This is a genomic window from Chelativorans petroleitrophicus, from assembly GCF_025398195.1.
GTDB lineage: Bacteria > Pseudomonadota > Alphaproteobacteria > Rhizobiales > Rhizobiaceae > Chelativorans > Chelativorans petroleitrophicus.
Genome location: NZ_JAODNV010000010.1, coordinates 103,979 through 117,500, shown reverse-complemented (window position 1 = coordinate 117,500; position 13,522 = coordinate 103,979). Strand labels below are relative to the sequence as shown.

Below are 13,522 nucleotides of genomic sequence, written 5' to 3'. Positions count from 1 at the left end.
CGCCTCAGAAGAACGTCCTGGCCGCGGCTTCCGCCAGCTGACCGACCGGGCCGCCGATGAAGACGTAGAAGAGAACGAAGGCGCCGGAGGCCCACAGCACGAAGCGCAGCTCGCCCGCCATGGGCTGGAAGGCGCCCACGGCCTCGTCGAACCACATCACCTTGATGATCCGCAGATAGTAGAAGGCGCCGACCACCGAGGTGAGAACACCTATGACGGCCAGCCAGTAGAGCTGCGCGTCGATCGCGGCGAGGAAGACATACCACTTGGCCCAGAAGCCGGCGAGCGGTGGAATGCCCGCCAGCGAGAACATCATGATGGTCATGATGGTCGCCATCGTGGGGTTGGTCGCCGAAATGCCGGCCAGATCGTCGATCTGCTCGACATTGGTGTCGTTTCGCCGCATGGCCAGGATGACGGCAAAGGTGCCGAGCGTCATGGCGAGATAGATCAGCATGTAGAGGATCACGCCGCGCACGCCCGTCGGCGAATTGGCGGCAAGACCCACCAGCGCGAAGCCCATATGGCCGATGGACGAATAGGCCATCAGCCGCTTGATGTTGCGCTGGCCGATCGCACCGAAGGAGCCGAGCAGCATCGAGGCTACGGAGATGAAGACGATGATCTGCTGCCAGTCGGCCGCAATCGGCGCGAACGCCTCCATGGTCACCCGCACGAACAGAGCCATCGCCGCCATTTTGGGGGCTGCAGCGAAGAATGCCGTCACCGGCGTTGGCGCGCCCTCGTAAACATCGGGCGTCCACATGTGGAACGGCACGGCGGAGATTTTGAAGGCAAGTCCCGCGAGCACGAAGACAAGCCCGAAGACGAGGCCAAGCTGGCGCTCACCATCCGCAAGAGTGGCCGCGATCGCCTCGAAGCCGGTGTTGCCGGTAAAGCCGTAGACCAGCGACACGCCGTAAAGCAGCATGCCGGAGGAAAGCGCGCCAAGCACGAAGTACTTCAGCCCTGCCTCGGTGGCGCGCACGCTGTCCCGGTTGATAGCGGCGACCACATAAAGGGCCAGCGACTGCAGTTCGAGCCCGAGATAGAGCGAGATCATGTCGTTGGCCGACACCATCAGCATCATGCCGAGCGTGGAGAGCATGATGAGGACGGGATATTCGAACTTGTCGAACTTCTCCGCCTTCGCGAAGCCCACCGACATGACGAGCGTGACGGCGGCGCCTACGAGGGTGAGGATCTTCATCAGCCGCGAAAATGGATCGCTGACGAAAGCTCCGCCGAAGGCGGACCCATCGGCCGGGAAAAGGATGATCCACGCGATGACGGCCAGGAACAGCGCCATGGCAAGCCCGTTCACCGTGCTGCTTGCACGCTCGCCGGAGAAAACGCCGACCATCAAGAGCGCCATGGCGCCCAGAGCGAGCGCCAGCTCGGGAACGGCAAGGACCAGGCTGGATGTCAGATCAAACGTCATGCGATGCGTTCCCGTTCAATTCCCAACCCCAGTCTGCGCCAGTTCGATCGACGCGCTCAACTGATCCAGAAGCGCGCCGACCGAAGCCGTGGTCGCGTCGAGCAGCGGTGCCGGATAGATACCGAAGAAAATGACAAGCACGACAAGCGGATAGAGGATGGCCTTCTCGCGACCCGAAAGGTCCGATAGGGCCTTCAGGCTCTCCTTGGTGAGCGCGCCGAAGATGACGCGCCGGTAGAGCCACAGCGCATAGGCCGCCGAAAGGATTACACCCGTCGCGGCGAAGAGTGCCACCCAGGTGTTGACCCGGAAGACCGAAAGCAGCGTCAGGAACTCGCCCACGAAACCGCTGGTGCCCGGCAGGCCCACATTGGCCATGGTGAAGACCATGAAGGCCACGGCATATTTCGGCATGTTGTTGACCAGGCCGCCATAGGCCGCGATCTCACGCGTGTGCATGCGGTCATAGATCACGCCGACGCACAGGAACAGCGCGGACGAGACCAGACCATGGCTGAGCATCTGGAAGATGGCGCCCTGAATCCCCTGCTCGTTCAGCGCGAAGATGCCCATGGTGACGAAGCCCATATGCGCCACCGACGAGTAGGCGATGAGCTTCTTCATGTCCTCCTGCATCATCGCCACCAGCGAGGTGTAGATGATGGCCACGACCGAAAGCGTGAAAACGAGGGGCGCGAGGTCCATGGAAGCGGCCGGGAACATCGGCACGGAGAAGCGCAGGAAGCCGTAGCCGCCCATCTTTAGGAGAATTCCCGCCAGGATGACGGAGCCCGCCGTCGGCGCCTCCACATGGGCGTCGGGCAGCCAGGTATGCACCGGCCACATGGGCATCTTCACTGCGAAGGAGGCGAAGAAAGCCAGCCACAGCCAGTACTGCATGTGAAGCGGGAAAGAATGGGTGAGCAGCGTCGGAATATCCGTGGTGCCCGCCTCCCAGAAGATCGCCATCATGGCGAGCAGCATCAGGACGGAGCCTGCGAGCGTATAGAGGAAGAACTTGAAGCTCGCATAGACGCGCCGCGGGCCGCCCCAGACACCGATAATGATGAACATCGGAATGAGGCCGCCCTCGAAGAAGACGTAGAAGAGCACGATGTCGAGCGCGCAGAAGACGCCAATCATCAGCGTTTCCAGGATCAGAAACGCGATCATGTACTCCTTCACGCGGCTGTCGATCGTCTCCCAGCTCGCTAGGATGCAGAACGGCATCAGGAAGGTGGTAAGGATGACGAACAGCATCGAAATGCCGTCCACCCCCATGTGGTAGGAGATGCCGGAATCCAGCCACTCCCGCTTCTCAACCATCTGGAAGCCGGGCACCGAATAATCGAAGCCGATCCAGATGAAGAGCGACAGGACGAAGGTGAAGACCGTCGTCAGCAGCGCGACATTGCGGATATTGCGGCGTGCGGCCGCTCCCTCGTCCCTGATCAGCAGGATGAGGAAGGCGCCGACCAGCGGCAGGAAGGTGACCGTGGAAAGAATGGGCCAATCGGTCATGGTCTAGAACGAACTCCCGAGCATCATCCAGGTCACGAAGGCCGCCACGCCGATCAGCATAGCGAAGGCGTAATGGTAGAGATAACCGCTCTGCAGCTTGACGACGCGGCTGGTCACGTCGATGACACGCGCCGATATTCCATCGGGGCCGAAGCCGTCAATCAGCCAGCCGTCGCCCTTCTTCCAGAGGAACCGCCCAAGCCTCTGGGCTGGCCTCACGAAGAGGAAGTCATATAGCTCGTCGAAGTACCACTTGTTGAGCAGGAAGGCGTAAAGCACGCGGTGCCTGCTCGCCAGTTCCTTCGGGCTTTCCGGCGAGCGGATGTAGAACTGCCACGCCACCAGGAGGCCGATCAACATCGCCACGAAGGGCGAGAGTTTCACCCACAGCGGAACGTGGTGGAACTCCTCGAGGATGGCGTTGTCGGGAAGGGTGAACAACGCGCCCTTCCAGAACGGATCGTATTCGTGACCGACGAAGAACTCGTTGAAGACGACGCCGGCGAAAACCGCGCCAATGGCGAGCAGAAAGAGCGGCACGAGCATGACATAGGGCGACTCGTGCACGTGGTGCATGACGTCGGCGGAGGCCCGCGGCTTGCCGTGGAAGGTCATGAAGATCAGCCTCCAGGAATAGAAGCTGGTGAAGACGGCCGCCACGACCAGTAGGATGAAGGCGAAGGGCGCAGCCGGGTTGTGCGCGACGAAGGCGCCTTCAATGATGGCATCCTTGGAGAAGAAGCCCGCCGTGCCCAGGATCGTGCCCGGTATGCCCACGCCGGTAAGCGCCAGCGTGCCGATGATCATCATCCAGTAGGTCTGCGGGATCAGCTTGCGCAGCCCACCCATCTTGCGCATGTCCTGCTCGTCCGAGACGGCGTGGATAACCGAGCCGGAACCCAGGAACAGAAGTGCCTTGAAGAAGGCGTGCGTGAACAGGTGAAAGATGGCTGCGCCATAGAAGCCCGTGCCAAGCGCGACGAACATGTAGCCAAGCTGCGAACAGGTGGAATAGGCGATCACGCGCTTGATGTCGTTCTGCACGAGGCCGACGGTCGCGGCGAAGAACGCGGTGAAGGCGCCAACCGCGGTCACGACCGTGAGCGCGGTCGAGGAGAGCTCGAAGATCGGCGATAGACGCGCCACCATGAAGACACCCGCCGTCACCATCGTTGCAGCGTGAATGAGGGCGGAAACCGGCGTGGGACCTTCCATTGCGTCCGGCAGCCAGGTGTGCAGCGGCACCTGCGCCGACTTGCCCATGGCGCCCAGGAAGAGAAGCAGGCAGACCACGGTGAGAGCCGCCTGCGGATCAAGCGCGCGGCCGAGGAAGACGAGCATCGGCTCGGCGGCCTCACCGCCCGCCCCCGGCATGAAGCTCGCCGTATTGGCAAAGATGGTGTCGAAATTGACCGAGCCGAAAAGCATGAACACGCCGAAGATGCCGAGGATGAAGCCGAAATCGCCGACCCGGTTGACGATGAAGGCCTTCATGGCGGCGGCGTTTGCCGAGGGCTTCTTGTACCAGAAGCCGATCAGCAGGTAGGAAGCGAGGCCGACGCCCTCCCAACCGAAGAACATCTGGACCAGATTGTCGCTGGTGACCAGCATCAGCATGGCGAAGGTGAACAGCGACAGATAGGCAAAGAAGCGGGGTCGGTGCGGGTCGTGGTGCATGTAGCCGATCGAATAGATGTGCACCAGCGCGGACACACTGGTGACCACCACCAGCATGACGGCGGTGAGCGTGTCGATCCGCAGCGCCCAGGCCACGTCCAGCGCGCCGGACGAAATGAAGCGCAGGACGGGAACCGTGAAGGCCCCGCTATCCCCGAGCGCCACCGAGAAAAAGGCGATCCAGGACAGGAAGGCCGAGATGACGAGGAGGCCGGAGGTGATCAGCTCCGCGCCGCGCGCGCCGATGGAGCGGCCGAAAAGCCCGGCAATGAGGAAGCCCGCGAGCGGAAGGAAGACGATTGCCTGATACATGACGATGCCTCCTCAGCCCTTCATCATGTTGATGTCTTCCACCGCGATGGAGCCGCGGTTGCGGAAGAAGGCTACCAGGATGGCAAGGCCGATCGCCGCTTCGGCCGCCGCGACGGTGAGCACGAAAAGCGCGAAGACCTGGCCGACCAGATCGCCCAGCACCGAGGAGAAGGCGATGAGGTTCAGGTTCACGGAAAGCAGGATGAGTTCGATCGACATCAGAATGATGATGACGTTCTTGCGATTGAGGAAAATGCCGAAGACGCCGAGCGTGAAAAGGATGGCGGAGACGGTGAGATAATGTGCGATGCCGACTTCCATTCTCAGATTCCCTCGCCCGTTTCCACCTTGCGGATCTCGATGGCGGTGGCAGGCGTGCGCGCCACCTGCGCGGCAATGCTCTGGCGCTTCACATTAGGCTTGTGACGCAGCGTCAGCACGATCGCGCCCACCATGGCCACCAGCAGGATCAGGCCAGCCACCTGAAAAAAGAAAAAGTAATCCGTGTAGATGATGTCGCCGAGGGCCGCCGTGTTGTGCCGCACGGCGACATCGGGCGCGGGCTTGGCCGTCTGCGCCGCGATCTCCGGCGAGAATGCGTAGCCGCCCAGCACAACGATCAGCTCCACCGCCAGGATGATGCCCACAAGCGCGCCAATCGGCGCGTATTGCAGCGCGCCCTGCTTCAATTCGGCGAAATCGACGTCGAGCATCATCACCACGAAAAGGAACAGGACGGCGACCGCGCCCACATAGACGATGAGCAGGATCATCGCCAGGAACTCAGCCCCGGTAAGCAGGAACAGAGCCGCCGCGTTGAAGAAGACGACGATCAGGTAGAGAACCGAGTGTACGGGATTGCGGGCGGAAATGACCATGAAGGCCGCCGCCACCCCGACAAAGGCGAAAAGATAAAAGAAGATCGCCTCGAGCCCTGTCAGCATCGTTTCCCTCGGTTGTTCCAGTCCGCACAGACGCGCGAACCCATGACTTTTCCCTGTCCGATTGCCGGCCCTCTTAAACGAGCGCCCCGCCCGCGTCCACTCCCGCCGGCGTCAGCGATACGGCGCATCCAACGCTATGTTGCGCGCCAGCTCCCGCTCCCAGCGATCGCCGTTCTCAAGCAGCTTTGCCTTGTCGTAGTAAAGCTCCTCGCGCGTTTCGGTCGCGAACTCGAAATTCGGCCCCTCGACGATCGCATCCACCGGGCACGCCTCCTGGCAGAAACCGCAATAGATGCACTTCACCATATCGATGTCGTAGCGCACCGTGCGCCGCGTTCCGTCATTGCGGCGGGGTCCCGCCTCGATGGTGATCGCCTGCGCCGGGCAGATCGCCTCGCAGAGCTTGCAGGCGATGCAGCGCTCCTCGCCATTGGGATAGCGGCGCAGCGCGTGCTCGCCGCGGAAGCGTGGGCTGAGCGGCCCCTTCTCATGCGGGTAGTTCAGCGTCGCCTTGGGCGCAAAGAACTGCCGCATGGACAGAATCACCGCGGCCACGAACTCCTTCAGAAGCAGCGACTTTGCGGCTTGTGCGAGAACGGACATCGTCATTCTCCGGTAAGGGTGGAAGGGCCTGTCATGGGATGTCTCAGGCAAGCCCCGTGAATTTCAGAAATGCCGCCGTCGCCACGACCATGAAGAGCGAGATCGGCAGGAAGACCTTCCAGCCGAGCCGCATGAGCTGGTCGTAGCGGTAGCGCGGCACGAAGGCCTTCACCAGGGCGAACATGAAGAAGACCGCCACCACCTTCAGCACGAACCAGATCACGCCCGGCACCCAGGTGAACGGCGCGAAGTCGAACGGCGGCAGCCATCCGCCCAGGAACAGGATGGTGGTGAGCGAGCACATCAGCACGATGGCGACATATTCGCCCAGGAAGAAGAGCAGGAACGGCGTCGAGGAGTACTCGATCATGTGGCCGGCGACGAGCTCCGATTCGGCCTCCACCAGGTCGAATGGCGGCCTGTTCGTCTCCGCAAGCGCGGAGATGAAGAAGATGATGAACATCGGGAACAGCGCCAGCCAGTGCCAGTCGAGGAAGGAGTTCGGCAGCCCCAGCATCGTTCCGAGCCCGTCGCGCTGCGACAGCACGATGTCGGTCAGGTTGAGCGAGCCCACGGCAAGCAGCACCGTCACGATCACGAAGCCGATGGAAACCTCGTAGGAGACCATCTGCGCGGCCGAGCGCAGCGCGCCGAGGAAGGGATATTTCGAGTTCGAGGCCCAGCCGCCCATGATCACGCCATAGACCTCGAGCGAGGCGATGGCGAAGACATAGAGGATGCCGACATTGATGTCGGCAATGGCCCAGCCTTCGTTGACCGGGATTACCGCCCAGGCGGCGATCGCCAGCGTGGCGGCGACCAGAGGCGCCAGGAGGAAGATGCCCTTGTTGGCGCCGGAGGGGATCACCGGCTCCTTGAAGACGAACTTCAGCAGGTCCGCGAAGGCCTGCAGCAGTCCCCACGGGCCGACGACGTTCGGCCCGCGGCGAAGCTGCACAGCGGCCCAGATCTTGCGGTCTGCATAAAGAATATAGGCCACGCCGATCAACAGGATGACGATCAGCGCCAGCGACTGGGCGAGGATCAGCAGGCCCGGAAGAACGTAGGTGGAGATGAATGCGTCCATGATCCCGTCCTATTCAGCCGCCTGCCTGAGATCGCCCTGGGCAAGCGCGGAGCACTCCGCCATCACCGCGGACGCGCGCGCAACCGGGTTGGTCAGATAGAAATCCCTGATGGGCGACACGAATGGGGCGCTCTCCAAAGATCCAGCCAGTTTCGCAAGCTGCAGAACGTCCGCCGGCGCGCCCTCCTCTATCGCATCCAGCGCGGCGAAATGCGGATGATCCGCATAAAGCCGGGAGCGGAGCTGCGCAAGCGAGTCGAAGGGCAGTCTGTGCCCCAGCACCTCGGAAAGAGCGCGCAGGATCGCCCAGTCCTCGCGGGCGTCGCCCGGGGCGAAACCGGCGCGGTTCGTCATCTGCACCCGGCCTTCCGTGTTCACATAGGTCGCGGACTTTTCCGTATAGGCCGCGCCGGGCAGGATGACATCGGCGCGGTGGGCGCCCGCATCGCCATGCGTGCCGATATAGACCGTGAAGGTGGCATCGCCGATGGCGCTCATGTCGATCTCGTCAGCGCCCAGAAGGAAGAGCACGTCCATCGCGCCGCCCATCATGCCGGCCACATCCTTGCCGCCCTTGCCCGGCACGAAGCCAAGGTCGAGCCCGCCCACGCGCGCGGCCGCCGTGTGAAGCACGGCAAAGCCGTTCCAGTCGGGCGTGACGGTGCCCACCGCATCCGCAAGGCGGGCCGCGGTGCCAAGCACGGACAGGCCGTCCGGACGCGCGAGCGCTCCCTGCCCGATCAGAATCATGGGGCGCTGCGCCTGCTTCAGGACGGCGAGGAAGTCGCCCCTGCCGTCGGCAAGCTGTTTCAAGGTCTCCGGCCCCGCGCCAAGATGCTGGTAGTCGTAGCGCAGGTCCGCCGCCTCGCCGATGACGCCAATGGGGAACTCGCCCATGCGCCAGCGCTTGCGGATGCGCGCGTTGAGCACGGACGCCTCGAAACGCGGGTTCGAGCCGACGATGAGCAGCGCGTCGGCCTGCTCGATGCCTTCGATGGTGGGGTTGAAGATGTAGCTTGCGCGACCCAACGCGGGATCGAGCACGGTGCCGTCCTGCCGGCAATCGATATTGCCCGAGCCCAGGGACTGCATCAGCAGCTTGAGTGCATACATCTCCTCGACGCCCGCAAGATCGCCCGCGATGGCGCCGATTTTCTCGGGCGCGGCCTTCTTCACCGCCTTCGCGATGGCGTGGAAGGCCTCGCCCCAGCTTGCCTGCTGCAGGCGCTTGCCCTTGCGCACATAGGGCCGGTCGAGACGCTGGGTCCTGAGGCCGTCCCACACGAAGCGGGTCTTGTCAGAGATCCACTCCTCGTTCACCGCCTCGTTGACGATCGGCAGGATGCGCATCACCTCGCGCCCGCGCGTATCGACGCGGATCGCGGAGCCCACCGCATCCATCACGTCGATGGATTGGGTCTTGGTGAGCTCCCAGGGGCGCGCCTGGAAGGCATAGGGCTTCGAGGTCAGGGCCCCGACCGGACAGAGGTCGATCACATTGCCCTGGAGCTCGGACGTCATCGCCCGCTCCAGATAGGTGGTGATCTCCATGTCCTCGCCGCGGCCCGTGGCGCCAAGCTCGGAAATGCCGGCCACCTCCGTGGTGAAGCGGATGCAGCGCGTGCAGTGGATGCAGCGCGTCATGATCGTCTTCACCAGCGGGCCGATATACTTGTCCTCCACGGCGCGCTTGTTCTCGTGGAAACGCGAGGAGTCCACGCCATAGGCCATGGCCTGGTCCTGCAGATCGCACTCGCCGCCCTGGTCGCAGATGGGGCAGTCGAGCGGGTGGTTGATGAGCAGGAACTCCATCACCCCCTCGCGCGCCTTCTTCACCATGGGCGACTTGGTGAAGATTTCCGGCACTTCGCCGTTCGGGCCGGGACGCAGATCGCGCACGCCCATGGCGCAGGAAGCCTGGGGCTTGGGCGGGCCGCCCTTCACCTCGACCAGGCACATGCGGCAGTTGCCGGCGATGGAAAGACGCTCGTGGAAGCAGAAGCGCGGGATCTCGGCACCCGCCTCCTCCGCCGCCTGCAGCAGCGTGTAGTGATCGGGAACCTCGACCTCTATGCCGTCGACTTTCAACCTTGCCATTATCGCCGTCCGCTAAGTATCCGCCCCAACCAGCATTTTCTTGTCTACTCCGCCGCTATCAGCGCGGGCTCCGCCCGGTGTGCGTTGCGGGTGAATTCATCGATGCGCCGCTCGATCTCCGGCCGGAAGTGCCGGATGAGCCCTTGGATCGGCCACGCGGCCGCGTCGCCGAGGGCGCAGATCGTGTGGCCTTCCACCTGCTTGGTGACGTCGAGCAGCATGTCGATCTCGTGCTTGTGCGCCTCGCCGCGCACGAGCCGTTCCATGACGCGCCACATCCAGCCCGTGCCCTCGCGGCAGGGCGTGCACTGGCCGCAGCTTTCGTGCTTGTAGAAGTAGGAAAGCCGCGCGATCGCCTTCACGATGTCTGTGGACTTGTCCATGACGATCACCGCCGCGGTGCCGAGGCCCGATTTCAGCTCGCGCAGCGAATCGAAGTCCATCGGGGCATCGATGATCTGCTCGGCCGGCACCAGCGGCACCGAGGAACCGCCGGGAATGACGGCCAGCAGATTGTCCCAGCCGCCGCGCACACCGCCGCAATGGCGCTCGATCAGCTCGCGGAAGGGGATCGACATCTCCTCCTCCACCGTGCACGGATTGTTCACGTGCCCGGAGATGCAGAACAGCTTCGTGCCGGCATTGTTCGGCCGCCCGAAGGAGGAGAACCAGGCGGCCCCCCGACGCAGGATGGTCGGCGCCACCGCGATCGACTCCACATTGTTCACCGTCGTCGGGCAGCCATAAAGGCCCATATTGGCCGGGAACGGCGGCTTGAGCCGCGGCTGACCCTTCTTGCCCTCCAGGCTTTCCAGCAGCGCCGTCTCCTCGCCGCAGATATAGGCGCCGGCCCCGTGATGGACGATCACGTCCATGTCCCAGCCGTGCTTGTTGTTCTTGCCGAGGAACCCGGCCTCATAGCACTCGTCGATCGCCCGCTGCAGCGCCTCGCGCTCGCGGATGAACTCGCCGCGCACATAGATGTAGGCGGTATGCGCGCCCATGGCGAAACCGGCGATCAGGCAGCCCTCGACCAGCGTATGCGGGTCATGGCGCATGATGTCCCGGTCCTTGCAGGTACCGGGCTCCGATTCGTCGGCATTCACCACGAGATAATGCGGCCGGCCGTCGCTTTCCTTGGGCATGAACGACCATTTCAGCCCCGTGGGAAAGCCCGCTCCCCCGCGCCCGCGCAGGCCGGAGGCCTTCATCTCGTTGATGATCCAGTCGCGCCCCTTTTCCAGGAGCGCCTTGGTGCCGTCCCAATGGCCGCGCGCCATCGCGCCCTTAAGCGAGCGGTCGAAATGGCCGTATATATTGGTGAAGATGCGGTCCTTGTCCTGCAGCATCTTTCTCTCCTCAGCGCGGCTTCTTGCCGAAGACGCGCTCATATTCGGCGACACCGCCCTTGGCCAGCGCCTCGGCCTGCTTCACCCAGTCCTCGCGCTCGATCCGTCCCTTAAAGCGCAGATAGGAATCCACCCATTCCCGCTCGACCTTGGTCCAGGATGCGATCTGGGCGTAGGTGTAGATGCCGAGATCGTTGAGGATGCCCTCGATCCTCGGGCCCACGCCGGAGATCATCTTCAGGTCGTCCGGCCGTTCCGGGCGCTCTATCCCCTTCGGCCTTGCCTCGTTGCCAGCAGGCGCGGCAGCGGCAGCCTCCCGCTCCGGTGATTCGGGGCCGAGCGTCTGCTTGCGCGGCGCCTTGGCTTTCTTCAACTCCGGCGAACGCAGGGCAGCGTTCTGCGTGTCGGGCGCCTCGCTGTGCCGACGCGTACGCGAGGAGCCCTCCACCTCCTCGGCAACGCGATCGGCCTCAGCCTCATTCTCCTTCGGCGGCTTTACGCTGGCGCGTTTCTCACCATTGCTGCTCACCTTGACCGGAGAGGGCGACCTGATCGCCTCGTCGGTCTCCATCGCCCCGGTGCGCGGCCGGCCGGCCCGCGAAGGCGGCACGCTGGCAGCCTCGGCTTCGCCCGGCTTCCGCCTGCTCTTCCCGCCGCCGGACGGCGGGAATTTCAGAATCGCCGCCTCGTCGGTGAGCGTCGTAAAGCCCGAAGCGGGAGCGGAATTGAACCGGTCGATCTGCGGGCCGGGCTTGATCTCATGTCCCCTGCCTGCCTCGAAAGCATCGATGATCTCTTCCAGCCGCTGTGGCGTCAGATCCTCATAGGTGTCCTTGAAGATCATGACCATCGGCGCGTTTACGCAGGCGCCCTGGCACTCCACCTCCTCCCAGGAGAGTGTGCCCGCCTCGTTGGTCTTGAACGGCTCCGGGTGAATCTTCCGCTTGCAGACCTCGATCAGGTCGCCCGCCCCGCGCAGCATGCAGGGCGTGGTGCCGCACACCTGCACATGCGCACGCGTGCCCACCGGGGCAAGCTGGAACTGGGTGTAGAAGGTCGCTACCTCGAGCACGCGGATCAGCGGCATGCTGAGCATCTCAGCCACATATTCGATCGCTGCGCGCGTGACCCAGCCTTCCTGCTCCTGAGCGCGCATGAGCAGCGGGATCACCGCCGAATACTGACGGCCCTCGGGGTATTTCTTGATGGTCTGCCTCGCCCAGGCTTCATTCTCGGGCGTAAAGGCAAAGCCCTGAGGCTGGACGGCTTCGTCTGCGAGACGGCGTACTGCCATTATCGATCCACCTCACCGAACACGATATCGAGGGAGCCAAGCACGGCGGCAACGTCGGCCAGAAGGTGGCCGCGGCAAAGGAAGTCCATCGCCTGAAGGTGGGCGAAGCCCGGCGCGCGCAGCTTGCAGCGGTACGGCTTGTTGGTGCCGTCGGCCACGAGATAGACGCCGAACTCGCCCTTCGGCGCCTCCACGGCGGCGTAAACCTCGCCGGCCGGCACGTGATAGCCTTCCGTGTAGAGCTTGAAGTGATGGATGAGCGCTTCCATCGAGCGCTTCATCGCCGCCCGCTTGGGCGGCACGATCTTGCCGTCGGTGTTGGAAACGGGCCCGACGCGCTCCTTGCCGAGCAGCCGCTCCACGCACTGGCGCATGATCCTGGCCGACTGGCGCATCTCTTCCATACGGATCAAGTAGCGGTCGTAACAGTCGCCGTTCTTGCCCACCGGGATGTCGAACTCCATCTCCGGATAGCATTCGTACGGCTGTGCCTTGCGCAGGTCCCAAGGCGCACCGGAGCCGCGTACCATCACGCCGGAAAAGCCCCAGGCCCAGGCGTCCTCGAGCTTGACCACGCCGATATCGACGTTGCGCTGCTTGAAGATGCGGTTGTCCGTCAGAAGTTCGTCGAGATCGTCGAGCGCCTTCAGGAACGGATCGATCCACTTGCCGATGTCCTCGACCAGCTTCTCTGGCAGGTCCTGGTGCACGCCGCCCGGCCGGAAATAGGCCGCATGCATGCGCGCGCCGGAAGCGCGCTCGTAGAAGACCATGAGCTTCTCGCGTTCCTCGAAACCCCAGAGCGGCGGCGTGAGCGCACCGACGTCCATCGCCTGCGTCGTGACGTTGAGCAGGTGGTTCATGATGCGGGTGAGCTCCGCATAGAGCACGCGGATGAGCTGGCCGCGGATCGGCACGTCGATCCCGAGCAGCCGCTCCACGGCCAGCGCGAAGGCATGCTCCTGGCACATCGGCGCGGCGTAATCGAGCCGGTCGAAATAGGGGATCGCCTGCAGGTAGGTCTTGTACTCGATCAGCTTCTCGGTGCCGCGGTGCAGAAGCCCGATATGAGGATCGACACGCTCGACCACCTCGCCGTCCAGCTCCAGCACAAGGCGCAAAACGCCGTGCGCGGCAGGATGCTGCGGGCCGAAATTGATGTTGAAGTTGCGGACAGAATGTTCGGTCATGTCACAC

The 13,522-nt window shown here is 63.6% G+C and carries 11 protein-coding genes; all 11 read right to left on the bottom strand.

Annotation, left to right across the window (positions count from 1 at the left end; genetic code table 11):
• Positions 1–4: 4 nt before the first annotated feature.
• Complete coding sequence (nuoN, locus tag NYR54_RS10180; protein ID WP_261515534.1) at positions 5–1,441, bottom strand: NADH-quinone oxidoreductase subunit NuoN; 1,437 nt, start codon at positions 1,439–1,441, stop codon at positions 5–7.
• A 15-nt stretch (positions 1,442–1,456) separates the two neighbouring features.
• The gene (locus NYR54_RS10175) at positions 1,457–2,962 is read right to left on the bottom strand and encodes an NADH-quinone oxidoreductase subunit M (RefSeq protein WP_261515533.1); all 1,506 of its coding nucleotides are present in this window, start codon (positions 2,960–2,962) and stop codon (positions 1,457–1,459) included.
• 3 nt (positions 2,963–2,965) lie between these two features.
• Positions 2,966–4,951 (bottom strand): NADH-quinone oxidoreductase subunit L, encoded by a 1,986-nt coding sequence (gene nuoL, locus NYR54_RS10170; RefSeq protein ID WP_261515532.1) that lies wholly within the window; start codon positions 4,949–4,951, stop codon positions 2,966–2,968.
• A gap of 12 nt (positions 4,952–4,963) precedes the next feature.
• On the bottom strand, positions 4,964–5,272 hold the full coding sequence (gene nuoK, locus NYR54_RS10165) for an NADH-quinone oxidoreductase subunit NuoK (protein ID WP_261515531.1): 309 nt from the start codon (positions 5,270–5,272) through the stop codon (positions 4,964–4,966).
• A 2-nt stretch (positions 5,273–5,274) separates the two neighbouring features.
• Positions 5,275–5,895: an NADH-quinone oxidoreductase subunit J gene (locus NYR54_RS10160; protein WP_261515530.1), complete on the bottom strand. Its 621-nt coding sequence runs from the start codon at positions 5,893–5,895 to the stop codon at positions 5,275–5,277.
• A 111-nt stretch (positions 5,896–6,006) separates the two neighbouring features.
• Positions 6,007–6,498 carry an NADH-quinone oxidoreductase subunit NuoI gene (gene nuoI, locus NYR54_RS10155; protein WP_261515529.1) on the bottom strand — a complete coding sequence of 164 codons (492 nt, stop codon included), beginning with the start codon at positions 6,496–6,498 and terminating at the stop codon, positions 6,007–6,009.
• A 43-nt stretch (positions 6,499–6,541) separates the two neighbouring features.
• Positions 6,542–7,585, bottom strand: a complete 1,044-nt coding sequence (gene nuoH / locus NYR54_RS10150) for an NADH-quinone oxidoreductase subunit NuoH (RefSeq protein ID WP_261515527.1) — start codon at positions 7,583–7,585, stop codon at positions 6,542–6,544.
• A gap of 9 nt (positions 7,586–7,594) precedes the next feature.
• The gene (gene nuoG / locus NYR54_RS10145; protein WP_261515526.1) at positions 7,595–9,682 is read right to left on the bottom strand and encodes an NADH-quinone oxidoreductase subunit NuoG; all 2,088 of its coding nucleotides are present in this window, start codon (positions 9,680–9,682) and stop codon (positions 7,595–7,597) included.
• A 44-nt stretch (positions 9,683–9,726) separates the two neighbouring features.
• Entirely contained in the window at positions 9,727–11,031 is a 1,305-nt protein-coding gene (nuoF, locus tag NYR54_RS10140; RefSeq protein WP_261515525.1) for an NADH-quinone oxidoreductase subunit NuoF, read from the bottom strand.
• A 10-nt stretch (positions 11,032–11,041) separates the two neighbouring features.
• Complete coding sequence (locus NYR54_RS10135; RefSeq protein ID WP_261515524.1) at positions 11,042–12,325, bottom strand: NADH-quinone oxidoreductase subunit E; 1,284 nt, start codon at positions 12,323–12,325, stop codon at positions 11,042–11,044.
• The gene (locus NYR54_RS10130) at positions 12,325–13,515 is read right to left on the bottom strand and encodes an NADH-quinone oxidoreductase subunit D (protein ID WP_261515523.1); all 1,191 of its coding nucleotides are present in this window, start codon (positions 13,513–13,515) and stop codon (positions 12,325–12,327) included. Before NYR54_RS10130 ends, NYR54_RS10135 begins: the two co-directional genes overlap by 1 nt.
• Between the last annotated feature and the right edge of the window lie 7 nt (positions 13,516–13,522).